The organism is Microbacterium sp. ISL-59, assembly GCF_018613945.1.
Lineage (GTDB): Bacteria > Actinomycetota > Actinomycetes > Actinomycetales > Microbacteriaceae > Microbacterium > Microbacterium oxydans_B.
Map to the genome: position 1 here is coordinate 1,301,957 of NZ_JAGGPG010000002.1, position 23,954 is coordinate 1,325,910.

Sequence of the window (23,954 nt, forward strand, 5' to 3'; positions counted from 1 at the left end):
TCGTGAGTACTGACCTAGTGATTCTAGGAGGCTCTGCGAAAGAGAACCCTGAAGACGCGTAGAGTGACGGCCGTGTCCGACACCCCCGCACCGGTCCCAGACCCGCTCCGCACGGCCGCGCTCGCCGCGGATCTCGACGCTGCGGACCTCCGCTCCGAGCCGCTGCGGCGCCTGTGGGGTGAGGAGGCGGACGACGCACTCGCCCGTGGGATGCGGGAGCCGATCCTGCGGGCGATCGACGGCGAATCGGGGCCTCTCGCGACGCTCGGCCGTCTGCTCGTGCTGGGGATGCCGCAACCGCGCGCTCACGTCAGGGATGCCTTGCCGCGGCTCGGGGTGGACGGACTCGTCGCGCTCGGTCTCGCCGAAGCGGATGCCGAGACAGTGACGCCGACGGCCCTGCTGCGACCGCAGTCGTTCGTCGATGCCGAGGGCGTGGGGGAATGGTGGATCGCGAGCGATCTCGACGAGGTCGCCCTCGACGGCCCGCTGCCGGCAGACCACGTGCTCGGCGTCGGCGGGGCATCGCGCACGCTCGCCGAGACCATCGTTCCGATCGAAGTGGAGCGCGCGCTCGACCTGGGGACCGGATGCGGCATCCAGGCGCTCCTCGTCGCACGACGGGCCGGGACGGTGGTCGCGACCGACATCTCGACCCGGGCCCTCGCGTTCGCCGAACTCAACGCCCACCTCAACGGGGTGACGAACATCGATTTCCGCCACGGCAGCATGTTCGAGCCGGTCGCGGGGGAGGCGTTCGACCTGATCGTCTCGAACCCTCCGTTCGTGATCACCCCGCGCGTCGAGGGGGTTCCGGCGTACGAGTACCGCGACGGCGGACTCGTGGGGGATGCGCTGGTGGAGCAGTTCGTCCGCAGCGCCCCTGCCCATCTGACGCGGAACGGCATCGCGCAGCTGCTCGGCAACTGGGAGTCGAAGACCGCCGTCACCGGGCTCGCGCGTCTCGAAGCCTGGGTGCCGGCCGAGCTCGACCTGTGGGTGATCGAGCGGGAGGAACTCTCGCCTCTGGGCTACGCGGAGCTGTGGATCCGCGATGGTGGGACCACGCCGCGCGACCCCGCCTTCACGCCGCTGCTGACCGCGTGGCTCGACGACTTCGCGGCCCGCGGGGTGACTTCGATCGGCTTCGGCTACGTGCTGATGCGTCGGGGCACCTCGGGCGAACCACTGCGGCGCACCGAGCGCATCGTCCAGCACATCGCGAACGTCGGGGCCGCCCTGGCGACGGGCCTCGCGGCGCAGGATGTGCTCGCCGAAGGGCTGCCGGCCACCCTGGTGGTCGCTGCCGATGTCACCGAGGCGCGGCACCTGATGCCGGGAGATGACGACCCGAGCGTGATCGAGCTGCGTCAGGGCGGCGGCTTCGGTCGCACGATCTCTGTCGACCCGGCTCTCGCCGGTTTCGTCGGCGCCTGCGACGGCGAACTCACCGTGGTGCAGATCGCGGCCGCGCTGGCGGACCTCTTCGAGGTGCCGCTCGCCGACCTGTGGGCCGAGCTCGAGCCCCGCATCCGCTCCCTCATCCTCGACGGCATCCTGCTGCCGGGGGAATAGTCCTCAGATTCATGCGTTGGAATAGATCATGAAGGCTTTCGGATTCCTCTCTTTCGGTCACTACGCCGACGTGCCCGGCTCGGCGACCCGCACCGCGGGCGACATGTTGAAGCAGACGATCGAGATCGCCGAAGGGGCCGACGAGATCGGTGTGAACGGCGCCTCGGTGCGCGTGCACCACTGGGCGCGTCAGGCCGCGTCCCCGATGCCGCTGCTGTCGGCGATGGCCGCGCGCACGAAGCGCATCGAAGTCGGCACCGGCGTGATCGACATGCGCTACGAGAACCCGTTCCAGTTCGCCGAAGAGGCGGCCGCCCTCGACTTCATCGCCGACGGCAGGATCGCGCTCGGCGTGAGCCGTGGTTCACCCGAGACGGCGCTGCGCGGCTATGAGACGTTCGGCTACGTCGACGAAGAGGACCCGGAGCGCGGCAGTGTGCTCGCGCGGGAGAAGTTCGACCTGTTCCTGCGGGCGATCGACGGCGAGGGCCTCGCTCCCGGTGACCCGCGGATGGTGGGTGCCGGTCGGTACCTCGCGATCGAGCCGCAGTCGCCGACCCTGCGCGATCACATCTGGTGGGGCTCGGGTTCGCGCGCCACGGCCGAGGAGACCGGACGCAAGGGGCTCAACATGATGAGTTCCACCCTCGTGACCGAGGCGACCGGTCAGCCGTTCCACGAGCTGCAGCGCGAGCAGATCGAGCTGTTCCGCTCCTCATACAAGGAGGCAGGACACACCGGCCGCCCGCGGATCTCGGTCAGCCGCAGCGTCTTCCCGCTCGTCTCCGACATGGATCGGGCGTACTTCGGCCTGCGCAGCGAAGAGAACGCCGACCAGATCGGTGTGATCGACGGATTCCGCTCGACCTTCGGCAAGACCTACGCCGCCGAGCCGGACGTGCTCATCGCGCAGCTGAAGCAGGACGAGGCCGTGATGGCTGCCGACACCCTCCTTCTGACGATCCCGAACCAGTTGGGTCCGGAGTACAACCTGCACGTGCTGGAGGCGTTCGCGACGCACGTCGCGCCGGCGCTCGGCTGGAAGCCCAACACCGAGGGACCCGTTCAGGGATACGAGATCTGAGCGTGCCTCCCGGTTGACATGCACGCACTGTCGAGGATCGTCTAGGGCGGGCTGAGATCGCAGAGCCGTCGGTCTATTAGCCGTACGGTTCTGGACTCACATCAACGCGTCTAGCCTCGCGGATAGACGATCGTGATTCCGAGATGAGTAGCAAGCCCTGTCGAGGTAAGCCGGACAAGGCGGTTCAGGAATGCGATGCAACCCTCCGCGTCCTTCAGCTGGAGAGTTGGGTCGGAGGTAACTCCGAGATTGCGAACCGCAAGTAGCGCTTGATTGACGGGAAGAGTCTCGTGGCCATGTGCGAGCGCGTGTCGAATTTTCAGCCACTCGTTGAGCCTGACTGAGACCATGTGAGGTGTCCAAGTGGTGCGAGGTCTTCCTTGGCCGCCGGCGATGGTATATGTCCAGAGCGGCCGTGGATCAAAACCCGCACTGACCATCAGCCGCCGGGTGTTCTCAGCGTTGGGAGTTGCAAAGTCGGTGATCGCCTTTCTGGCTGATCCGGTTAATGTGTCGTAGCGCGCGATGTCGATAGGAGTCGGGCCGGTCGGTCGCGCAGTGTCCAGAAGCGCTGTGGTTAGGTCTTGCACCGCTGCTTGCCAAGCGGCTACTGCGAGCACAATGACTGCGCGGTCGATTGAGACCTCCAGGTACCGGCGCCCTCGATTTGCTCCGCCGTGGCCGCGGTGGACCGCGACGAGGTTGTCGCAGTGGGTGATCGCATTGTCAAACTGATCTACCGCTTGCTGAAGGTCCATGAGCGTCATACTCGCGCATAGGAAACCCCTGGGGCAATCCTCATGAGTATCCATACACGGCAATCTGAACCCGTCTCCTCGTCGACATGCACACACTGTCGAGGATCGTCCAAGGCGGGCTGAGATCGCAGCTTAGGCGCGCTGAGGGCACGAAGAAGACCGGGGATCAGCTGTCGAGATTGTGCCAGTCATCGCCGAGAACCCAGCGCACAGCCGAGATCCTGCCCGAGAGGTAGCCCCAGGTCCAGTCCGATGAGACATCCTTTGCCAGCTCCTCCACGCCGTATTGCTCCTCCATTCGACGCTTCGAGGCAAGCAGGCCAGCCTTCAGATCCTCGGACAGGTCCTCCCTGGTCGCTACATCCTCATCGGAGGGCTTTCGCCCGTACCAGAGCCGATCCATCAGCTCAGACTCTGCCGCCAGGATCTCGGTCACTCGCCTGAGCGTGCTCGTGCCGACATCATGCTTGAAGGCCAGATCGAGATTCGTCTCGACTAGCCGGAGGAGCTGAGGCTTCTCCCATACGCGGATGCGGAAAGGCGGGCGATTGCTGCGCTCGTACTTTGCCACCCAGTCCTTGGCTCCGTTCGTGAGGTAGCCAGAGGCGATGAAGAGAACCACAGCGGGACGGTCTGCGTTGGCCCAGGCAAGCGTGCCCTGGAGGGCATCGGGCGGCACGCCTCTTGCGTAGTGCTTGCAGTCGATGAACCAGCGCTCCTGGTACTCGTGGCCGTCGATGTCTCTGAGCGTCTTTGAAGCGACGATGTCGCGGCCTCGGTCCGAGGGTGAGGCAGCGAGCGGAGTTCCCTTCCTCCAGTCAACATTGGAGAAGCCACTTTCGGACACGAGGTCGAAGCAGAACTCCTCGAAGTCGGTGGGCGACAGACCCGAGAAATCGAGGGAGCCGAGGGCGAAGTCATCTTCGGATTCATCGAGATCCGGCTCCTGCACTTCGGGCCGATCCTCCGGCGTCTTCTCCATGCCCTGAGTATATGGATCGACCCGTGGGGGGAACGCGGCACGAACCAGAGGGCGGCGCGCTGAGGGCACGAAGAAGGCCGGGGATTCGTTTGATCCCCGGCCTTCAACACTTTGAACCTTCAACGGCGGATCAGGCGATCCGTCTGGTTTCTCATATCGGTCAGATGAATAGCTCTGCCACCCACGCCACCCCGAACAGGAGCGCCGTGACCACGACAACCGGCACGAGGAGTTTGGTGTGCCAGGGGAGCCACGCGTGGAACGAGCGAGCGATCCTCTTGGGCTGTTGCTTCAGCTTGATAGCCATTGCCACCACCTCCAAAGAGCGCACCGGCGACGACAGTCACGCCGATGCCGATCGAGAGCCAGACCCACCACGCACCACGAAGCTGCACAACCCGCTTGGGCTGTTGGCGCGGTTCGTAGCGGCGCGGCTGGTGGTGCTGAGGCGGAGCCTCGGGGGATGGTTCCGTTGTAGCGAGGGATCTCCTGGCTCGGGCGAGGGTTGTGGAATCGCTCAGGCATCAGCGGCCTCCTCTCGCTTGAGCTGGTTGACCCGGCGCATCGTGCCGGCTGTCTTGTACATCTGCTCCCGCACCTTGTCGTTGGTGACTTGCCACTCCTCTACCGTCATCTCGCACTTACCGTTGAGCACCTTTTGAACAGTCGTCGGGCTGATGGGCATCTCCCTGCCGTGCTTTCTTGCTGTGGACCTTGACGGCCCCGGCAATGTGCTTGATCCCGTGCCCTTCTGCGTAGAGTGTCTGGATGTATGCGACATGACTCCGCGAAAGCTTCGGCTCCTGACCGAGCTTCATCCCCGCCGCGCTCCGCAGCTTGAGTGCGGTCTTAGTCCGGGCACGAGTCTTCAGAACTTCAGAGGTTCCAGAGAAAGACTTGATGTTGAGGTTGAGGATCTGAGTCTCGTTGTTGATGTCGTCATAGATGAGACCATCGTCGAGTGTCCACACGCTCACGCCCCGCTTGTTGAGCTGGCCCACAGCATAGATCAGCTCGTGATTCTCTCTGCCGAGTCGAGAGAGCGAGATAACCACCACTCGATCACCCGGCTGGACCACTGTCGAAAGCTCCTGCCAAGCCGTTCCCTCGTCAGTCATGTTGCTCATGCCGGACTGGTCATCATCCACGAACACCCGGACGCTGCCAGCCGCTTCTAGCTCGTCCTTCTGAGTAATGAGCGTCCCGCGCTGCTCTTCGGTCGACGCTCGGATGTATCCGTAGCAAGTCGGTACTCGTTCCTCGTCCTCGACCTTCCAGAATGCCGACTCCTGTCTTTTTCTCGGTCATTTTCCTACTCCTTGCTCTGCGACTAAATGGCAACCGTTTAGTGGTGCCGAGAGTTCATATCAACTAACGGTTGACACGAAACGCTCGTTAAGTGATCCGCTCCAGGAACAGGTGTGCGACACCACAGGCCGCCCAGGAACGAGCGTCGGGCATGCTCGCTATTCTGATGTCGTGAGCGAAGAAGCATGGCGGCCCGTGATCCCGACCGGTCGAGAAGACGCACTGACCGAGGAGTTCCCGAGCTACCTGCGGGAAGCACTGTTCCGCTGGATGGCGCGCGCTGTCAATGAGGACCGAGGGTATGTCTACCGGAACAGGTTCATCGACTTCCAGAACGCCGCCCGCACTGATCTCGGATTTCGGGGAGAAGGCCTTCTGAGCTGGGATAACCAGGTGCTGCCGAGCTTGCGCAAGCTCGATGACGCCACCTTCACGAACCTGTTGGACTACCTCGCGAGCACCACTCACTTCGCCGGTGGAGCAAGCGAACACCCCCTGGAAAAACCGCTGAGCGACGGCGGCTCTGCCTGGACGGTCACCCGGTGGCATCAGACCAAGGCACGGCTCGTCAAGCGCGTTTCCGACGGGGTTCGCAAGGCGCTGGGCGAAGCGCTAAGCGGAACGGACGCAGCATCCAGCAAACTGCAGGAAGCGTGGCTCGATGCGTACGGCACCAATCCCAGAGCCTCCGTGGCCTACAGTCACGCCGTAGTAGCAGTCGAAACAGCGGCCCTCTCTGTGATCCCCGTCGGGGGACCGGACCCGACTCTCGCAAACCTCTTCTCGATCCTGGAAGCCGAAACCCCAAAGTGGCGATTGGTGCTTCGGGACAGCCCGAAGGCTCCGGGTGCCAAGAGTCTTGCCATGATGCTCCGGACCATCTGGAGAGGGCATGAGAGTAGGCACGGACGCCCTGACTACGCAGACGCGACGCTAGAGGAAGCTAGGGCGGCTGTCATCCTGGCGGCAACGCTCGTGCAATGGTTCACTTCAGGCGTCGTCGTGCCCGTTGTACCTAGCCCTATCTCGAACAACTAGCCGACGCTAGACCGATCGAGGAACCTGTGGCAACGAAGCAGCAGCCTGAGCTCAGCCCCGAAGCAGCGGAGTTGATGAGACGCATCCGAGAGCGCTATCTCGGATCCCGAGACTGCAACGGCCTGCATATCTACGGGAAGCTCGTAGACCCAGTGCGCCAACCCGCGATCGAGCTTGTCGATGCCGGCCTCGTCCAGGTGGTTACAGGCGCGGACTACATGAACATCCACATTCGCCCTTGGCCCTCACGGCGGACTACGGAGAACCAGATCGAAGACATGCGGGAGCTGTCCCCGTCGGACTACGGCGTTTGTCTGTATCCCACCCCTGCCGGGATGAAGGGAGTCCGGCTCCCGGCTCGTCTCAACGGCCGTCCCTACGGGAGAGCGATGGCACGGGGCAAAGGCACCTTGGAGCTGGCCTACTTTCAGTTCGATGTCCTTGAGCAATACCGCAACGACAGCCGGTTCCGATTCGGCTTCGGCGATTCGGGAGCGAGCATGGGCCTCACTGACGAGGCATTTGAGGACAAGGATGTGTTCGAGCGCGACCATGTGGGTCTGAGTCACATCGGCTTCGCCTATGACCTGAGTGGCTACGATCCTACGGACGCCGAGTCGCCGATCTTTCGTCGAGTGGCTGTCTTTTACTGCGACCTCATCACACTGACGCCGGAGCATCAGCGCCGATGGGAGACATACCAGGTCGACGAGGAGAATCTCGAGCCGCACCCCCTCTGGTGGATGGCTCAGATGGGTCATTGGCCTGACGGCGTCGGTCCGATCGAGAAGCTCTTCATGGAATTGAAGAACCTCAACGATCTCGCGATGCTGTCTTTCGGTGAACCGCTCTTCCGCTCGACGGACCGACCAGCAGACATGGGCTGGCTCCTCCGCCCCGATCAGCGCGAGTGGGATGACTTCATGCTTCAGCTCGACAAGGTTCTGTCGGACAACCTACGCTCGGACTTCTTCAAGGCCGCGGGCGTGCCCGCCGTCGAGGAGAACGGCGAACGGATCGGCACGCTCAATCGCTTCCAGCGCTTCATGCAGGGCGCAGGTGTGGCAGAAGAGCGGGCGAGGAGAGTTCTCGGACCGCTGCGAGATGTCAGGAAAGCTCGCCAAGCTCCCGCTCACTCGATTCGTCCAAACATGACCGACAGGACCTTCATCCATCGGCAGATTGAGCTTCTGGACGACATCAACTCGGCTCTGGGCGCGATTCGATACTGGCTCTCCACTCATCCAAAGTGCGCGAGCTGGAAAGACGAGGATAAAGACCTCAAGGTCTACATGCTCTGAAGGTGCCTTACTCCTCAGAGCTCAGGGAACAGCTGACCCGGGCGAGCATCGAAACCGCGGTTAGATAGCAGCAAATAGCCCATCGACCAGTCAGGCCAGGGAAGGTCCGGGCGCTCGGTCGGTGCGTAGAGGTAGTGCACCCCGAACCAGCCGAAGTTGATCTGATGCGAGACGAAGTAGGGATCCTCGTAGAACGGGGCGTCGGTCTCGAAGGGGTCTCCTAGCCCCCTCGGGACCATTTCCTCAGCTATGCGGAACTCGATTCTGGTCTTGCTGTTTGCCGCCTCCCAGGCTTCCGAGCCAAGGACGAAGTCGGCTACTTCGGGACTGATGTCTAGCTGGTCATCGCTCAGCCGGGAGAACTCAAGCTTCAGTAGTGCGCGGTAGAAGTTCAGGGGCTCGTGGGTGCCCAGCGCATCCGTGAGCGAGATAGTCCGAGTCGCAAGTACGGTGTCGTGGTTGTTCTCAAGGTAGGTCAGAAATGCGCTCAGCGCTCGGTCCTGCGGCGCGGTCCGTTCGTTGTTGCATCTTGGACAGAGAACCGAGTGCTTTAGATTCTTGGAGTTCGATGCCTTGGTGTTGAAGCGGTGGCCGTCCCAGCGACCATGCTGAAGCTCGCTCCAGTCGTTGGCGTGGTACTTCCTCAGGTACGAGTGTGGCCATTTGTGCTCACCCGTGGTGGCGGGCTCAGAGCGACAGACCCAGCAGGTTTTCGTCTGTTCCATGAGCCAACCGTACTGACAGCAGAAGCGAGGGCCACGATCCAGAACAGGTCGCGGCCCTCAGCCGTGGCGTGACACACCCAGTCAGCATGTGCTCCCATCGAGCCACGCTTGCCACTCCCCACGTGGCGCCGGCGCTCGGCTGGAGGCCGAACACCGAGGGACCCGTCCAGGGCGACGCGGTTTGACGCCGCGCGCGAGCATGCGCATCCGCAGAAAGCATGGCCTCACATAGATTGAGGCCATGCCCTCCCGTGTTCCCCTGCTTCGGCCGAAGTCCGGGATACGCCTGCTCGCACTCCTCGTGGACTACGCGGTCATCCTCGGCTGGATGGCGACCCTCGCGCTGGTCACGGTGATCCTCACCGCCATCACGGGAGAGATGTTCAACTGGCTCGAGCTGGGTACCGCCGGCGCGCAGCTCCTCGGGTTCTTGCTGCTGGTGCTGCCGGTGGGGGTCTACCTCTTCCTCGGCGAATCCTCCTCGCGGCAGGCGACCCTCGGCAAGCGTGCCCTCGGTCTCCGGGTCGTGGACGCGCGCAACGGCGACCGGCCGTCACGGCCCCGGATCCTCGTGCGGACCATCGTCAAGCTGCTTCCGTGGGAGATCGCGCATTTCGCGGTGTGGCACACGATCGCGATCGTGGCAGAGGGGGGATCCGAGTTCCCGGCGTGGTTGATGATCGTCCTCGTCGCGGCCGACGTGCTCCCGCTCGTCTACGTCGCGTTCGTGCTGTTCCAGAAGGACAGACGCGGACCCCATGACCTGATCGCGGGCACACGCGTGGTCCGCGGAGAGATATTCACTTCCGGTGAAACCGGTATACCAGTAATCTGACCGCATGCGTGCCTCCCGCAGAGCGACCATCGCCGGAACCATCGTCCTCATCGCGGTGCTCGTCGGCGCCCTTCCGGCCTCGGCCGCGACCGTCGCCTCCTGGGCGACCTGGCAGCCGCTCGTCGGTGTCGGCGGGGCATTCACGACGTCGGTGCAGGTGGCGGCGAAGCCCGCCATCACCGCGACCGTGACCAGCGATTCGCGCGGCGGACAGGTCGGCGTGATCAGCGGTGCCTCGACCTGGCTCTCGGAGGGCACCGCGATCGGGGCGAAGTACGGCTCGAGCAGGGACCAGCCGTACCTGAACCTGCGCCCCCGGGCCGACAACGCCACGAGCCCCTCGACCACGACGTACTCCTTCGCGACGCCGACCCCGACCTCGGGGTGGGCCTTCGCAGTGGGGGACATCGACGCGGACTCGGTGCGCATCCAGGCCGTCGCCCCCGATGGACACGTGCTCGACGCGACGGAGATCGGGCTGCGGGACCGGTTCAACTACTGCGCCCCCGGAATCGCGGGGAAGCCTTCGTGCACCGGTGCTGCCGATGACGTGCCGAGCTGGGATGCCACGACCCTCACCCTCACCGGCAACGCGGCGGCCCTGGACACCAGCGGCGCGGCGGCCTGGTTCGAGCCGAGCACCCCGATCAGCTCCCTCAGCCTGATCTTCACCCGCCGCTCGGGCCTTCCCGTCTACCAGACGTGGTTCGCGTCGATCGCCCAGGACATCACCGGCACCGTCACCGACACGGGGGCGCCGACGCCCGGCGTCACCCTCACGCTGACGGACGCGAACGGCACGGTCGTGGGGACGACGACCACGGCGGTGGACGGAACCTACTCCTTCCCCGGGTTCGTCGCATCTGACGGGTACACGGTGCGCGTCACCCCGCCTGCCGGCAAGATCTCGACGGGACCGACCACGGTCGCCGCGAACCTCAGTGCGGGCGACGCGGTCGCCGACTTCGGGCTCCGCGACATCGTGCCCGTCGCGGTCTCCGGAACCGTGACCGATACGACCGGCGCCACGGTCCCCGGTGCGACCGTCACGATCGACGGCCAGACCACGACGACGGATGCTGACGGGAACTACCTGTTCGACCAGGTGGCCGTCGGGACGCATCCCGTGTCGATCACGACCCCGCCGGGCTACACGGTCGCGACTCAGCCGCCGCCCGTGACGGTTCCGGACGGCAGCGAAGTCCCGATCACGGACGTGGACTTCGTGATCGCCGAGAACGCGGATCTTCGCGGCACGGTGCGTGCCAACGGATCGGGTGTGGCCGGCGTGACCGTGACCGCGATCGCTCCCGGCGGGGCGACCCTCACGCGCGTGACGGACGCGTCAGGGGCGTACACGTTCCCCCGACTCGCTGCCGGTGACTACACGATCACGATGACGACCCCCGCAGGATTCACCGCGACGTCTCCCGTCACACGGAACGAGCAGGTGGCCGCGGTCGACGTGGCGAACGTGGACTTCGAGCTGGCGCGCCTCGGTGCGATCGACGGCACCGTGCGCGACGACGACGGTGCCCCCGTCGCGGGCGTGGTGGTGACACTCACCGGACCGGGCGCGCCGCAACAGCTCACGTCCGACGCGGACGGCACGTTCGGGCTCGGCGCCCTGCCGCCCGGCACCTACACCCTCACGGTGGTTCCCCCGACGGGCACGAGCGTCGTCGGCTCGGCGACGCGCACGGTCGTGATCACCGCCGCCGGAGACGTGATCGCCGAGCAGGACTTCACGCTCGCCGCCGATGCCGTCGTCGTGCCGCCGGACCCGACCGACCCTCCGGACCCGAGCACCCCGCCGACCGATGGAGGCAACGGGACCGATCCGCTTCCCGCGACGGGACTCGGTCCCGAGACGCTCGCCTGGGCCGCAGGCGGTGCTGCCGTTCTCGTGCTCGGCGCGACACTCCTGATCCTCGGCCGCCGGCGCTCCGCGCGGAAGTAGTCCGGGCGGAGATTCGCACCCGCGTCGCACGGTTCCCCGAGAATCGTGCGACCGCGGGCAAAGACTGCGACCGCGGTCAGCTGCCCTTCGCCGGGCCGAAAAGCTCCTCGCCGTGCTCGTGGAGGATCTTGTACGCATCGGCGAAGGTCTCCGGCTCCTTCTCGCCGGGCTTGCCATAGCGGGCCAGAAGCAGTCCGAGCAGTCCGCGCGCCGGGGGCGTCAGCGGCTTGAGGTGCTCCTTCACGTCGGGTTGCGGCACCGCTTCCTCCGGGTTCGGCGGCGTGTAGGAGGGCTTCGTCGTCGGCCAGTCGGCCGGATGCCGCGGCTGATCCAGGTTCACCACGTTGAACAGGGTGTTGGCCGAGGCGTCCCGTTCGTTGAGGGGCTCCAGGCCGTGCAGCCGTGAGAGCGTCGCCGTGACCGAACCGTGGTGCATCTCGTCGTGGATGATCGTGCCGCGCTTCGTGTACGCCGACACGGCGATGGCCGGGACACGGCATCCGAGTCGATCGAAGGTGAATCCCATCTCACCCGCTTCGGTGTCTTTCGTCGGCTTCGTCGCGGCGGGCGGCGGCACGTGGTCGTAGCATCCGCCGTGTTCGTCGAAGGTGATCAGCAGCAGGGTGTTGACGGCGTTCGACCCCGTCGGCGACGCGCTCGTGCGCACCGCCTCGTAGATGTCGTGGATCAGCAGGTCACCGGCGCGCACGTCGGAGATCGCGCTGTCGAAGACCTCCTCGCCCTCGACGAAGCCCTCCCGGGGTGAGCCGAACGGCGGGTGGAAGTCGTTGTGGTCGTAGACCATCCGCGGCTCGATGAAGGCGTACGCGGGGAGCTTGCCGTCTTTCGCGTCGGCGTAGAAGTCCTCCATCGTGCCGAAGTGATCCGTGCGCCAGTACTTCTCCAGAACCGGGGCATGCAGCATGCCGGTGAAGGAGACGAGCTGGAGCTTGTCGATGTAGATCTTCCAGTCGAGCTTCTTCTCCTCGAGCCGGTTGAACACCGTCGGCGCTGCGGGTGCATCGATCCACTTGTCGTAGCCGCCGCCGGCCTGGTTCGTCACGAAGCCGTGCGACGTCGAGGCGTGGAAGAAGGAGCGATTGCAGAACGTCTGCGACGGGACGCCGGCGTACCAGTGGTCGAACACCGCGAACTCGGCGGCGAGCGTCGACAGCACCGGCAGCATCGCGGGGGAGAAGGAGCCCATGATGTGCTTCGCCTCGTCGACGCTCGGCTCCTTGCCCTTGCGCAGCCGACGGAAGTTGATGATGTAGTCCTGGAGGAACCCCGACATCGAGGCCTTCTCGCCGTTCGTCGGGGCGTTGTAGGGCGCCTGCATCTGGTCGACGAAGAGCTCGGCATTCGACTTCGGATCCACCGTTCCGAAGATCTGGGTGTTGACGTGCGGATACTCCTCACCCGGATCGGGATCGGGGTGACTCATGATGCGATCGGTCTCGCCCTCGTAGACGTGCGCCTCGACCACGGTGCCGTCGGACGCTTTGTTGCTGTGCGTGCCGAATGCCAAGCCCTCGAACTTCTCACCCGCCGGCAGGTTCTCCTTCGAGTAGAGATACCCGAGGAGATTGTCGAACGAACGGTTCTCGCCCATCACGACCACGACGTGGTCGAACCCCGGCTCACTGCGCGGGGTCAGCGCGGCGTACGGGTCCGGATCGTCGGCGAAGCCGTCGCGCGCACCCGCCGCGACGGATGCTCCGATGGCAGCGCCGCCTGCGCCACCGACGACCGCGCCCGCGAGGGCCGCCCCGCCGATCTTGAAGAAGCCTCGGCGGGAGGTGTCGGGTGCGGGGGAGGACTGCACGTCATCGTCGGCCATGCCGCGATCCTATGGCCGTGGCGTCTCATCGCCGTGGGATGCCGTGGAACTACCCCTGGTGAAGATGCGTCGGGTCGGTGATCGAGGGGCCGGGCCTTCAGGCGGCGGCGATCCAGAGCAGGGCGCCAGCACGCCAGCCGAGACCGGCGGTGCCTTCGGGGATCGGATCCTCGTGCCGGGGACGCACGACCCTCATCCGCTTGCCGGCGAGCTCGACGATGTAGACGATGTCGGCCCCGCGGTAGACGTGGGCGATGACGTCGACGCTCACCGGGGCATCCGCGCCGACGGTGGGGGACAGGTGCAGGTCCTCCTGACGGAGCACCACCTCTCCGCCGCCGTCCGGGCCCGCACCGGTCAACGGCATCTGGATCCCTGTTCCGTCGAGCGTCGCGACAGCGCCCGAGCGGGTCGCCGGAAGGAGGTTCGCCGCCCCGATGAAGTCGGCGGCGAACGGGGTGCGCGGTGCGCCGTAGAGCTCGGCCGGTGCACCCTCCTGCTCGATCACACCGCCGTTCATGAGGACGATCCGGTCGGAGAGGCTCATCGCCTCCTCCTGGTCGTGCGTGACGAACACGGTGGTGAGCCCGAGTGTGCGGTGCAGCTCCTTCAGCTCGACCTGCATGTCTTCACGCAGCCGGGCGTCGAGGTTCGACAGCGGCTCGTCGAGCAGGAGCACGCGGGGCTCGAAGGCGATGGCGCGGGCGAGTGCGACGCGCTGCTGCTGACCGCCCGACAGCTGCGCCGGCATCCGATCGGCGAGGTGTCCCATCTGCACGCGCTCCAGAGCTCGTACAGCCAGCTCCTTCTGCTCGGCCTTCGACTTCTCGCCCGACATCCGCAGACCGAAGCGCACGTTCTCGACCACGCTCATGTGCGGGAAGAGCGCGTAGCTCTGGAACATCATGCCGAGGTGCCGCTTCTCGGGCGGGAGCTTGGTCACATCCTGACCCGCGATCTCGATCGTGCCGCCGCTGGGCGACTCGAGACCCGCGATGCAGCGCAGGAGTGTCGTCTTTCCGCAGCCCGAGGGGCCGAGGAGGGAGACGAACTCTCCGGACTGCATCGAGAGGTCGATGCCCTTCAGCACCTTCGTTCCCTTGAAGTCCTTGGTGAGTGAGGTGATGGTGAGTGTTGTCATCAGACGAACAACCTTCCCAGGCCGATGATGCGTTCGAGCACGATCATGAGGACGACGGTGAGCAGGACCATGAGAGTCGAGACGGCCGCCACGGTGGGCGACGTGCTGAACTCCAGCTGGCCGTAGATGGCGATGGGGAGCGTCTCGAGCTGCGGGGTGCGCAGGAAGAGGGCGATGACCGCATCGTCGAACGAGATGTTGAAGGCGAAGAAGGCACCGGCGGCGATGCCGGGGCGGGCGATCGGGAGCACGACCAGCCGGTAGCGGTTCCAGGTGCTGGCACCGAGAGTGCGCGCCGCCTCCTCGGTGAAGTGGTCGGCGCGGGTCATCACGCCGGTCACGGTGCGCATCACGTACGGGATCGCGATGACGATGTGGATCGCGATCAGCACGCCCACGTTGGGCGAGCCGATCGTGAGCGACGCGATGGAGAGGGCGCCGATGGCGAGGATGATCGTGGGGATCGTCAGCGGCGACATCAGCAGCGCCTGGATCGCCGCACCGCCGGGAACCTTGAAACGGGTGAGCGCGAGCGCGGCCGCGGTGCCGATCGCGGCGGCGAGGATCGCGACGGCGATACCCACGAGCAGGCTCAGGCGGAACGGCTCGAGGTACGTGTCGGAGGTGAGCGCCTCGACGTACCAGTCGAGCGTGAAGCCCTGCCCGGGAAAGGTCAGGAAGCGGTTCTCGCCGACCGAGGCACCGGCGACGACCATGAGCGGCACGAGCATGTACAGCGTCACGATGACGCCGAGGACGATCGCGAGGATTCTGCCGAGGATCGGAACGGAACGGACCATGGTCACACCTTCTGCTTCCCGAGCCGGGACGTCGCTGCGAGCACGAGCATGACCCCGGCGAACAGCAGCACGGCCTGCGCGGCCGCGAACGACCAGTCGAGGTTGGTGGTCGCGTCGACGTAGATGGTCTGCGCGAACACCGGGATCTGGGCTCCGCCGATGAAGCGGGGGGTGATGAACGAGCTCACCGACAGGACGAAGACGAGCGAGGCGCCGGCGACGATGCCGGGCACAGCGAGGGGGAGGACGACGTGCCGCAGCGTGCGCCAGAATCCGGCGCCGAGAGTGCGGGACGCCTCTTCGAGCTGCGGGGTGATGCCCGAGATGACACCGAGGATGCTGAGCACCGCGAAGGGGAGGAGCACCTGCACCATGGCGATCACGACGCCGGTCTCGGTGCCGAGGAAGCCCTGGGTGCCGCCGACGAGGAACTCCGCGCCGGGGATCTGCATCATCAGCCCGGAGGGTCCCATCAGGACGACCCATCCGAACGTGCGGACCACGACGCTCGTCATGAGCGGGAGGATCACGACGATCAGGAGGAAGGAGCGCACCTTCGAGCCGGCCCGCGCCATCACGTAGGAGAGGGGGATGGCGATCACGAGCGTGATCACCGTCTGGATCACCCCCAGGCGGAGCGAACGGAGCGCCGCCTGGAGGTGATATTCACTCGTGAACAACCGGGTGAAGTTGTCGAGGGTGAACCCGCCTGCCGACGATTGCACGCTCATGAGGAGCATGCCGGCCACCGGCGTGACGAAGGCGAGCGCGAGCAGTGCGATCGCCGGCAGGAGCAGGAGCCAGGGCTCCCTACGGGTTCGGACGCTCATTTGGTGATCAGCGCATTCCACTCGTCGGTCCAGGACTGACGGTCGGCGGCGATGTCGCCGGGCGCGTAGACCACGACCGTGTCGAGCTCGTCGCCCGTGAGGACCGCATCCGCCGCGTCGTCCGAGAGCTCCGCCTTGGTGTTGACCGGCGAGTACCGCATGTTCTCCGCGAAGACGGCCTGCGCTTCGGGGCGCAGCTCGAAGTCGATGAAGAGCTTCGCGAGGTCGGGGTTGTCCCGGCCCTCGACGACGTTCGCCGTGATGAGGGAGGCGGTGGCGCCCTCATCGGGCACGATGAACTCGACCGGAAGACCCGCATCCTGCAGGGTGCCGGCGTAGTCCATCGCGTACGGAGCGATCCACGTGTCGCGCTGGGCGAAGGCGGTCTGCAGGTCGGGCGACGTCGGGACCACGATCGCGTCGCCCGCCGAGGCGAGTGCCCCGAGGTCGGCGATGGCCTTCGAGGGGTCGTCGATTCCGCCGCCGAGAGCGTCGGCGACACGGAGCATCGAGAGCACGCCGTACGTGTTCGAGAAGTCCGTGAGGGCGACGTGACCGGCGTACGCGTCGTCGAACAGGTCGAGCCACGAGGTGGGCGCCGGAGCATCCGCCTCGGTGTTGTAGACGAGTCCGATCGGCGCCAGCTGGATGACGGGGCCTTCGCCCCGCTCGAGCCCCGCGGTCGCGAGGTCGATCAGGTCACCGGACTCGGACAGGTCGTCGGCCGCGATCGGGGCGATGAGCCCGTCCTGAGCAGCCGTGAACTCCTGGCCGCCCGAGAAGTGCACGACATCGATCTGCGGGCTGGCCTTCTGGGCCGTGACCTGTGCGAGGGCGTCGGCGCTGTACAGCGTGATCAACTCGACCTTAGCGCCGGTCTCCTCCTCGAAGGGATCGACGACGGCCTCGATGAAGGCCTTCTCCCAGTCGCCGCCGAAAGAGGTGACGACGATGGTCTCGCCGGCGAACTCCTTGTCGCCGGAGGATGCGGTGTCGTCACCGGATGCGCAGCCGGCGAGGATGAGGGCGCCGGTGGCGACGAGCGCTCCGGTGGTGAGGATTCTTCGGGTATTCATGCACTGCTCCTTCGGGATGGGTCCAGCACTGAGTGAACGCCTTAGACCAGGCGTCCGATGGTGAGCTGCTTCGCTCCGTCGATGCGGATCGCGGCGCTCTCCTTGGCGAATTCCGCGAGTCCTTCGGTGATGCCGCCCCAGATGTTGACGGGTGTCCATCCGAGCGGGCCGAGAGTACGGGCACCACGATCGTAGAAGACTCCGATCTCGTACCACTCGAACGGCAGGCCGCCCATCTGCATCGGACGCTGCCAGTACCACTGCAGGTCACCCGGTGCGGGCACGACCTGCTGGTTCTCGAACGGCACCTTCTCGGGGTCGAAGTTCTGTGCCTCTTCGGGAAGGCCGACCATGACCTCGGGTCCGGCGTACATCGCGTGCATCGCCTGCATGGTGACCGGCTTCTCCAGCGCACCCCACATGGCTTCGCAGGTGCGAGGGGCGAGGTCCTCGAACAGGGTGGCGACGGCGCGGACGCCGTTCTCGTACTCGAGGAAGACCTGCTTGGTCATCGTGTTCCTTTCTCTGCAGCGGGGTGTTCCGCTGCGCGTTCACGGGCGGCCGAGACGAACGCCGCGAACAGCGGCATCTCCTCTGCGGCCTCATCGGGGGCGATCATCTTCTCGGGGTGCCACTGCACCGCCCAGAAGGGCCAGTCGTCGTCGGCCTCGACGGCTTCGACGATGCCGTCCGGCGCCCAGGCGGCCGGATGGAGGCCGGGGGCGGGGACGTCGATCGACTGGTGGTGGATGGTGTTCACGACGCGGTTCCGCGTGCCGTAGAGCGCCGCGAGACGGCTGCCTTCGGCGAGCGTGATCGGATGCCGAGCCGCCAGCTGCTGGTCGGCGCCGCGCACGGGCTGGTGGTCAGCGGTCGTCGGGATGTCGACGATCAGCGATCCTCCGAAGGCGACGTTGCTGACCTGGAGGCCGCGGCAGATCGCCAGCATCGGCAGACCACGTTCACGGGCTCCGCGGGCGAGCGCGAGTTCGTAGCCGTCGCGCGAGGGGTCGTAGTTCTTGCCCTCCTGCGGCGCGGCGCCGTAGCGCGAGGGGTGCACGTCTTCTCCGCCGGAGAGGACGAGCCCGTCCAGACGGTCGAGCACCTCGTCGACACCGGCGGTCGGCGGCAGCAGCACCACGGCACCACCCGCGGCCTCGATGGGCGCCGCGTACTCCGTGCCCAGGCTGTGGGCGGGGCGACCGCTGCCGAGGTCGGTGTCGATGAAACGGCGCCAGGTGGTGATGCCGATGAACGGGCGGATCACGAGAGCTCGATCCAGGTGGTCTTCAGGTCGGTGAACTTCTCCAGGGCGTGCAGGCTCTTGTCGCGGCCGAAGCCCGATCCCTTGACGCCGCCGAAGGGGATCGTCATGTCGCCCTCTTCGAAGCAGTTGACCCAGACGACTCCGGCGCGGAGGCGTCGCGACAGGGTGTGCACGGCATTGAGGTCGGTGCTCCAGAGGGCGGCGGCCAGACCGAACTCGGTGCCGTTGGCGATCGCGAGTGCGTCTTCGACGTCGTCGTATGCGATGACGGAGAGCACAGGACCGAAGACCTCGCGCTGGGCGACCTCGTGTTCGGGGGTGACGCCGAGCACGACCGGGGCGAAGTAGCTGCCGCCGTCGACGGCCCGGAACCGCTCGGCACTGCCGGCGGCGAGTTCGCCGCCCTCGGCCTGGGCGCGCTCGACGAATCCGGCGATGCCCGCGAGCTGCCTCTCGCTGACGATCGCGCCCATCGAGGTGGCGACGTCGAACGGGTCGGCGGGGAGGCTCGTGCGCGCGACCTCGGCCGCGATCTCCAGCGCGCGGTCGCGCTGAGCCCGCGGCACCAGCAGGCGGGACGATGCCGTGCACATCTGCCCCTGGTTGTAGAAGCAGCCGTCGGCGGTGGCGCGCACGGCCCGTTCCAGGTCAGCATCCGGCAGCACCAGGCTCGCGGTCTTGCCACCGAGCTCGGGCCAGACGCGCTTGCCGTTGGACGCGGCCGAGTAGCCGAGGAACTTCCGGCCGACCTCGGGCGAGCCGGTGAAGGTGACCACGTCGACGTCGGGGTGTTCGCCGAGTGCGCGGCCGGCGACCTGGCCGGTGCCGGGTGTGACGTTGAGGACGCCGGCGGGGATCCCGGCCTCGACCGCGAGCTCGGCGAGGCGCAGCGCGGAGAACGTGGTGTGCTCGGCGGGCTTGAGCACGACGCTGTTGCCGACCGCGAGGGCGGGGGCGAGCTTCCACGCGGTCATCGTCAGCGGGAAGTTCCACGGCACGACGGCTGCCACGACTCCGGCCGGCTCGCGGGTGACCAGGGCGAGGCTGTTCGGCGCGGTGACCGGCATCTCGTCGAGCACCTTGTCGGCGGCCTCGCCGTACCAGCGGAAGCAGTTCACGACCGCGCGCAGCTCGGTCTGCAGGGCCTCGCGGATGGGCTTGCCCATCTCGAGCGAGATCGTGAGGGCGAGCTCCTCGGCGTTGTCGTGGATCTTCTGCGCGAAGGCGATGAGCAGCTGTCCGCGTTCGCGGGGCGCGATGCGCGACCAGACGCCGGAGTCGAACGCGGCGCGGGCCGAGCGGACCGCCCGGTCGACGTCGGCGGCGGAGGCGGCCGTGATCGGCGGGAGCGCACGACCATCTCGCGGGCTCACGGGAATCAGCGGCTCGGCAGAGCCCGCCTCCCACGCGCCATCGATGAACATGCGCGTGTGCAGGGGCAGCGTCGCAGCGCGATCCGCCCAGTCGTCTCCCGTAGCCGTGAACACGATCGTCCTCTCCAGGGGTGTTGGCCCTGGAGAGGATACTCGCCCTATTTCGCCACTAGGTCAAGCGGTTAGGAACTATCTCGCCATTTCGTTACATGCCAGTAACAGAATCGGCCTATAGGCGGATGGCGCCGGTAGGCATGTCGTTCGCCAGCGCCTCGGGCGCTTCGTCGACGATCAGCGAGCCGCGCAGCACCGGGGTGATCACCACGAGCGACTCCACGACCTCGAGACCCTCATGCCCTGCGACTGCCGGGCCGGTGAGGAAGCGGTAGAACTCGTCGGCGTCCTTCACGAGCACATTGGCGAGCAGCTGCGAGGTGCCGGTGGTGGCCGCGATGAACTTCACCTCGGGGGCGGCGGCGAGGGCCGCGCCCACCTTCTCGAGCCGGGCCATCGGCACGCGAAGCCATACGAGCGCCTCGAGTCCCAGACCGAACAGGCTCGGCACGACCTCGGTGCGCGGATGCATCAGTCCGCGGCGGCTCAGCGACTCCATGCGTCGCCGGGTCGTCGTGACGTTGAGGCCCAGGGCGCGGGAGAGCTGGGCCACCGGCATCCGTCCGTCCTTCAGGAGCAGTCGGATCAGAGCCTCCTCATCGTCGCTCAGGGAGTCGGCGGGGTCGACCTCCGAGCCGGACGACTCGTCGAGCATGCGTGCCTGTTCGTCGGTGAGCACGCCCGCACGCCAGTCGTGCCCCGAGCGGAAGAACTTCAGGACAGTGGTGACGTTGATCGAGTCGATGCCCTCGAGCTCGGGGAAGTCGGTGAACAGCAGCTCGCGGATCGAGGCGTCGTCGTGGGGGAGCAGCATGCCGGCGATGTCACTGCTGCCCTCGAGAACCGAGACCGATGAGGCATCCGCGCGGCGGGCGAGGGTGCGTGCGACGTGCCACAGGGCGTGCGGGTCAGTCGTGATGCGGAACAGCACCGCGCGGGCGTGCAGCACGCGGGCGGGGTCGACGTAGGTGGAGACGCGAACCAGTCCGCGATCGAGCAGCCGCTGACCGCGACGGGCGACGGTGCGCTCGGGCAGGTCGACCACGCGGGCGATCTCTCCCCACGACGCACGGCCGTTCACCTGCAGGGCCGCGGCGACGATCCGATCGGTCTCGTCGGCCATCACATCGTTCGCGGGCACGGGCTCTCCTTCAGCGGGACGGACTCGGTGGAAGGTTATCCCAGTCCGGGGTCGCGCTGAGGCGGTCGGGTGTGCGAAAACGGAGACGGTCCGCGTGCCTGGCGGCGTGTCGGGGCGCGGCGCGCCGGGGGCAGCAGGGCGCGTCCGGGTTTTCGCAGGGCGCCGCGCAGCAAGGGCGCCGCCGAGGTCGAAACCCCGACGGCGCCCGTGGATGCTGCGGACTACTCCGCGTCGATGACCTCCACCGCCGCGTGCTGCCGACGGCGGCGCATCGCGAACAGGCCGAGGCCCGCCGCGAGGAGCACGACGGCCGCGACGATGTACGGCACGCTGTCGGCACCCGTGGTGGCGAGGTCGCCGTCCGGGCCATCGGAACCGCCCGAGCCGTCGCCCGGAGTGACCGCTCCGCCGCCGGACACCGCGGTGACGGTGACGGAGGCCGTGACCTCGGTGCCGTCCGGCAGGATCGCGGCGAGCGTGTGCGCCCCGGCCGGAGTGTTGGCCGGGATCGTCACCGTGCGCTGGAACGAGCCGTCCGCACCGGCGGTCGCCGTGCCCAGCTGCACCGGGTCGGAGCGCAGCTCGAGTCGCAGCTCGGCGCCTTCCGCGAAGCCACTGCCCGAGACCGTGAGGGTGCCGCCGGCCGTGACGGATGCTGCGCCCAGCTCGATCTCGGCGGGAACCTCGGGCTCCGGCGTGACCGGAGGCGTGACGCCCTTCTCGGTGACCCACTTCTCGCCGGCATCCGACTTCGTCACCGTGAACGTGTCGTACACGGCGCCGACGGGGAGGTCGGTGGTGGCATCCGGCTGCTTCTCCGCCAGGTACGAGCGGTAGACGAGCTGGTTCTTCGAGACGTCGATCACCTGGTAGGTGGTGACGCCCTGGCCGCGCAGCACCTGGGTGGCGCCGTTGTTGGTCCAGACGTTCTTCTCGGGCGTCTCGAGCTCGTAGTGCTTCGCGCCCGAGTTCGACACGACGTAGACCGGGCCGGTGGTGATGCCGGGCGTCTCGGTCGCATCGGTGTTCACGTAGCCGCGCGCGTAGGTGTGGTCGTGGCCCATGAGCACCAGGTCGATGTCGTTGCGCTGGAACACGGGGACCCAGTCGGCGCGGAGCTTCGGCTCGTCGCGACCCTCGGATGCCGAGAAGACCGGCTGGTGGAAGGTGACGACATTCCACTTCGACGGGCTGTTCTGCAGCAGCAGGTCGAGCCAGGCGCCCTGGAAGCGGATCCACAGCTCCTCGCCCTGGGCGATCGGGCAGTCGGCACTCGTGCAGGACGGCAGGGCCGGCGGGGTGAGGAAGGTCGCGTCGCGCGTCGCGTTGAGCGTGATGAAGCGCACGCCCTGGTAGTCGGTGTAGTACGCGGTCTCGGCGGCGAAGGCGCTCCAGTGCTCGAAGAGGGCGCGGTACTGGGCCGCGACCTCGGTGTCACCCTTGGCGAGATCGGCCAGCTCGCCGATGGAGCTCATCGACGGGTTGTTGTGCGGGTACTCGAAAGCGGCCTTCCACGCCGTGAGCAGCTTGTCGCCCGAGTACTCGTGGTTGCCGGGAGCGGCCATCACGTTGGTGCGCACGGCCGAGTCCTTCATGCCCTTGAACCAGTTGACCCACTCGTTCTCGTTGCTGGACGTGTTGATCAGGTCGCCCGCGTGCACGGAGCCGATGGAGCGCGGAGCGTTGGCCTCGGCCTGCTTCACGACGCTCGGCCACGTGGTGTCGAGTCCGATCTGCGCGTCACCGTAGTAGATGAACTGGAAGTCGGTGGCTTTCGGGTCGGCCGTGCGGAACTCGTACCAGTCGCTCCAGCTGCCGGGCAGGCCGACGCGGTAGCGGTATTCGGTTGCGGCGGTGAGGCCGGTGACCGTCGCCGAGAAATGCTTGTTCGGGTTGCCGTTGACCACACCGGCGTCGTACGCGTCGACGGTTCGGACGTCGCCACCGGCAGTCGGTGCGATCTCGACCTGTCCGACCGTGTGCGACGCGTCGCCGGCGAGCCACGAGAACGCCTGCGAGATGGCGGGCTGCTCGGTCGGAGTCAGGATGACGCGGGTCGGCGGGGCGATCACAGGCGTACCGGGGTCGGATGCCTTCACCAGGGTCAGCGACGACATGTCGAAGTAGATGTCGGAGCTGGTCTCGCGGTCTTGGAACAGGGACACGGCGATCGTGTTGGTGCCGTCGTGCAGCAGGTCGCCCTCGGCGCTGAACGTGGTCGTGAGCGGGTCGCCGTTGGAGTCGCCGGCGTACTCGACGTTCTTCGTGTCGGTGATGCGGCCGTCGACGTAGCGGGCGACCTCTTCGCCGTTGATCCACACGACCACGGCGTCGTCGTAGGTGATGGTGCTCTGCAGCGCCGCGACCTGCTCGGCCACCCCGGCTTCGAGCTCGAACGTCGTGCGGAAGAAGTACGTCGGCACGGTCGGCGCCTTCGCACCGTCGAGGTAGTGGTTCAGGAGCGTCTTCGGCGTCTGCGGGCCCACCGATCCGAGCTTGCCGTTCTTCGCGCCGAACGAGCCGGGCGCGGTCTTCCAGCTGCCGTCGTCGAACGCCGGGAGCGTCCAGTCGCGGAGTGCGGCCGGGGCGGGCGACGGGTCGGATCCGTCGTCGAGGTAGTGCCAGGCGGTGTCGCCGGTGACCAGCGAGCCGGTCGGCACCTCGGGCTCGGGGGCGGCGAGGGCCGCGGGGGCGACGACAGCGCCGCCGAGCAAGGCGAGGAGCGCGACGGACGTCAGTCCGTGACGCCGCCAGCGCACCGCAGGGGTGGGGGAGGTCATGTCAGTCCTTCATGGGGGTGGGGTTC

The 23,954-nt window shown here is 66.8% G+C and carries 22 protein-coding genes; 6 read left to right on the forward strand and 16 right to left on the reverse strand.

What is annotated here, in order from left to right; translation table 11 throughout:
* Positions 1-63: 63 nt before the first annotated feature.
* Together J7E45_RS10315 and J7E45_RS10320 are read left to right on the forward strand one after the other, a co-directional pair.
* Positions 64-1,575, forward strand: coding sequence for a methyltransferase (locus J7E45_RS10315; RefSeq protein ID WP_215068967.1), 1,512 nt, complete (start codon positions 64-66; stop codon positions 1,573-1,575).
* A gap of 28 nt (positions 1,576-1,603) precedes the next feature.
* Positions 1,604-2,659 (forward strand): LLM class flavin-dependent oxidoreductase, encoded by a 1,056-nt coding sequence (locus J7E45_RS10320; protein WP_215068969.1) that lies wholly within the window; start codon positions 1,604-1,606, stop codon positions 2,657-2,659.
* Between the two features lie 110 nt (positions 2,660-2,769).
* Here J7E45_RS10320 and J7E45_RS10325 read toward each other — a convergent pair whose 3' ends face one another.
* The 5 genes from J7E45_RS10325 to J7E45_RS10345 all read right to left on the reverse strand — a co-directional run bounded on the left by J7E45_RS10325 (position 2,770) and on the right by J7E45_RS10345 (position 5,631).
* A complete protein-coding gene (locus J7E45_RS10325; RefSeq protein WP_215068971.1) occupies positions 2,770-3,417 on the reverse strand; it encodes a hypothetical protein in 648 nt (215 codons plus the stop codon).
* 166 nt (positions 3,418-3,583) lie between these two features.
* Positions 3,584-4,399: a restriction endonuclease gene (locus J7E45_RS10330; protein ID WP_215068973.1), complete on the reverse strand. Its 816-nt coding sequence runs from the start codon at positions 4,397-4,399 to the stop codon at positions 3,584-3,586.
* 160 nt (positions 4,400-4,559) lie between these two features.
* Positions 4,560-4,706 (reverse strand): hypothetical protein, encoded by a 147-nt coding sequence (locus J7E45_RS10335; protein ID WP_215068976.1) that lies wholly within the window; start codon positions 4,704-4,706, stop codon positions 4,560-4,562.
* Positions 4,707-4,916: 210 nt separating this feature from the next.
* Positions 4,917-5,054 carry a hypothetical protein gene (locus J7E45_RS10340; protein WP_215068977.1) on the reverse strand — a complete coding sequence of 46 codons (138 nt, stop codon included), beginning with the start codon at positions 5,052-5,054 and terminating at the stop codon, positions 4,917-4,919.
* Positions 5,041-5,631, reverse strand: a complete 591-nt coding sequence (locus J7E45_RS10345) for a recombinase family protein (protein WP_215069769.1) — start codon at positions 5,629-5,631, stop codon at positions 5,041-5,043. Before J7E45_RS10345 ends, J7E45_RS10340 begins: the two co-directional genes overlap by 14 nt.
* Before the next feature lie 247 nt (positions 5,632-5,878).
* Between J7E45_RS10345 and J7E45_RS10350 the strand changes: the two genes are divergently transcribed.
* Together J7E45_RS10350 and J7E45_RS10355 are read left to right on the forward strand one after the other, a co-directional pair.
* Positions 5,879-6,745 (forward strand): hypothetical protein, encoded by an 867-nt coding sequence (locus J7E45_RS10350; protein ID WP_215068978.1) that lies wholly within the window; start codon positions 5,879-5,881, stop codon positions 6,743-6,745.
* A 26-nt stretch (positions 6,746-6,771) separates the two neighbouring features.
* Positions 6,772-8,046 (forward strand): hypothetical protein, encoded by a 1,275-nt coding sequence (locus J7E45_RS10355; protein ID WP_308162097.1) that lies wholly within the window; start codon positions 6,772-6,774, stop codon positions 8,044-8,046.
* 14 nt (positions 8,047-8,060) lie between these two features.
* Here the strand turns inward: J7E45_RS10355 and J7E45_RS10360 are convergent, their stop codons facing one another.
* Positions 8,061-8,771, reverse strand: a complete 711-nt coding sequence (locus J7E45_RS10360; protein ID WP_215068979.1) for a hypothetical protein — start codon at positions 8,769-8,771, stop codon at positions 8,061-8,063.
* A gap of 241 nt (positions 8,772-9,012) precedes the next feature.
* Here J7E45_RS10360 and J7E45_RS10365 point away from each other — a divergent pair, with 241 nt between their 5' ends.
* Positions 9,013-9,606: an RDD family protein gene (locus J7E45_RS10365; RefSeq protein WP_215068980.1), complete on the forward strand. Its 594-nt coding sequence runs from the start codon at positions 9,013-9,015 to the stop codon at positions 9,604-9,606.
* 4 nt (positions 9,607-9,610) lie between these two features.
* The gene (locus J7E45_RS10370; protein ID WP_215068981.1) at positions 9,611-11,566 is read left to right on the forward strand and encodes a collagen binding domain-containing protein; all 1,956 of its coding nucleotides are present in this window, start codon (positions 9,611-9,613) and stop codon (positions 11,564-11,566) included.
* A gap of 76 nt (positions 11,567-11,642) precedes the next feature.
* Here the strand turns inward: J7E45_RS10370 and J7E45_RS10375 are convergent, their stop codons facing one another.
* From J7E45_RS10375 to J7E45_RS10420, 10 genes are all read right to left on the reverse strand, one after another.
* Positions 11,643-13,406, reverse strand: coding sequence for an alkaline phosphatase family protein (locus tag J7E45_RS10375; RefSeq protein ID WP_215068983.1), 1,764 nt, complete (start codon positions 13,404-13,406; stop codon positions 11,643-11,645).
* Positions 13,407-13,503: 97 nt separating this feature from the next.
* Positions 13,504-14,547, reverse strand: a complete 1,044-nt coding sequence (locus J7E45_RS10380) for an ABC transporter ATP-binding protein (protein WP_091027956.1) — start codon at positions 14,545-14,547, stop codon at positions 13,504-13,506.
* Positions 14,547-15,347 carry an ABC transporter permease gene (locus J7E45_RS10385; protein WP_251053605.1) on the reverse strand — a complete coding sequence of 267 codons (801 nt, stop codon included), beginning with the start codon at positions 15,345-15,347 and terminating at the stop codon, positions 14,547-14,549. Before J7E45_RS10385 ends, J7E45_RS10380 begins: the two co-directional genes overlap by 1 nt.
* A 2-nt stretch (positions 15,348-15,349) precedes the next feature.
* Positions 15,350-16,177, reverse strand: a complete 828-nt coding sequence (locus tag J7E45_RS10390; protein ID WP_029264225.1) for an ABC transporter permease — start codon at positions 16,175-16,177, stop codon at positions 15,350-15,352.
* Entirely contained in the window at positions 16,174-17,253 is a 1,080-nt protein-coding gene (locus J7E45_RS10395; protein ID WP_215068987.1) for an ABC transporter substrate-binding protein, read from the reverse strand. The genes J7E45_RS10390 and J7E45_RS10395 overlap by 4 nt, the downstream gene beginning before the upstream one ends.
* A 41-nt stretch (positions 17,254-17,294) precedes the next feature.
* A complete protein-coding gene (locus J7E45_RS10400; protein ID WP_017829890.1) occupies positions 17,295-17,765 on the reverse strand; it encodes a DUF3830 family protein in 471 nt (156 codons plus the stop codon).
* Positions 17,762-18,520 carry a gamma-glutamyl-gamma-aminobutyrate hydrolase family protein gene (locus tag J7E45_RS10405; protein ID WP_215068989.1) on the reverse strand — a complete coding sequence of 253 codons (759 nt, stop codon included), beginning with the start codon at positions 18,518-18,520 and terminating at the stop codon, positions 17,762-17,764. Before J7E45_RS10405 ends, J7E45_RS10400 begins: the two co-directional genes overlap by 4 nt.
* Positions 18,517-20,007 (reverse strand): aldehyde dehydrogenase family protein, encoded by a 1,491-nt coding sequence (locus J7E45_RS10410; RefSeq protein ID WP_215068990.1) that lies wholly within the window; start codon positions 20,005-20,007, stop codon positions 18,517-18,519. Before J7E45_RS10410 ends, J7E45_RS10405 begins: the two co-directional genes overlap by 4 nt.
* 115 nt (positions 20,008-20,122) lie before the next feature.
* A complete protein-coding gene (locus tag J7E45_RS10415; protein WP_167635312.1) occupies positions 20,123-21,148 on the reverse strand; it encodes an Lrp/AsnC family transcriptional regulator in 1,026 nt (341 codons plus the stop codon).
* Between the two features lie 221 nt (positions 21,149-21,369).
* Complete coding sequence (locus J7E45_RS10420; protein WP_215068991.1) at positions 21,370-23,928, reverse strand: metallophosphoesterase family protein; 2,559 nt, start codon at positions 23,926-23,928, stop codon at positions 21,370-21,372.
* Positions 23,929-23,954: the final 26 nt, after the last annotated feature.

Excerpts from the sequence above, each read along its gene's own strand:
- J7E45_RS10320 (WP_215068969.1), top strand. The coding sequence starts at position 1,604 with ATGAAGGCTTTCGGATTCCTCTCTTTCGGTCACTACGCCGACGTGCCC.
- J7E45_RS10325 (WP_215068971.1), bottom strand. The coding sequence starts at position 3,417 with ATGGACCTTCAGCAAGCGGTAGATCAGTTTGACAATGCGATCACCCAC.
- J7E45_RS10330 (WP_215068973.1), bottom strand. The coding sequence starts at position 4,399 with ATGGAGAAGACGCCGGAGGATCGGCCCGAAGTGCAGGAGCCGGATCTC.
- J7E45_RS10335 (WP_215068976.1), bottom strand. The coding sequence starts at position 4,706 with ATGGCTATCAAGCTGAAGCAACAGCCCAAGAGGATCGCTCGCTCGTTC.
- J7E45_RS10360 (WP_215068979.1), bottom strand. The coding sequence starts at position 8,771 with ATGGAACAGACGAAAACCTGCTGGGTCTGTCGCTCTGAGCCCGCCACC.
- J7E45_RS10365 (WP_215068980.1), top strand. The coding sequence starts at position 9,013 with ATGCCCTCCCGTGTTCCCCTGCTTCGGCCGAAGTCCGGGATACGCCTG.
- J7E45_RS10370 (WP_215068981.1), top strand. The coding sequence starts at position 9,611 with ATGCGTGCCTCCCGCAGAGCGACCATCGCCGGAACCATCGTCCTCATC.
- J7E45_RS10375 (WP_215068983.1), bottom strand. The coding sequence starts at position 13,406 with ATGGCCGACGATGACGTGCAGTCCTCCCCCGCACCCGACACCTCCCGC.
- J7E45_RS10380 (WP_091027956.1), bottom strand. The coding sequence starts at position 14,547 with ATGACAACACTCACCATCACCTCACTCACCAAGGACTTCAAGGGAACG.
- J7E45_RS10385 (WP_251053605.1), bottom strand. The coding sequence starts at position 15,347 with ATGGTCCGTTCCGTTCCGATCCTCGGCAGAATCCTCGCGATCGTCCTC.
- J7E45_RS10390 (WP_029264225.1), bottom strand. The coding sequence starts at position 16,177 with ATGAGCGTCCGAACCCGTAGGGAGCCCTGGCTCCTGCTCCTGCCGGCG.
- J7E45_RS10395 (WP_215068987.1), bottom strand. The coding sequence starts at position 17,253 with ATGAATACCCGAAGAATCCTCACCACCGGAGCGCTCGTCGCCACCGGC.
- J7E45_RS10400 (WP_017829890.1), bottom strand. The coding sequence starts at position 17,765 with ATGACCAAGCAGGTCTTCCTCGAGTACGAGAACGGCGTCCGCGCCGTC.
- J7E45_RS10420 (WP_215068991.1), bottom strand. The coding sequence starts at position 23,928 with ATGACCTCCCCCACCCCTGCGGTGCGCTGGCGGCGTCACGGACTGACG.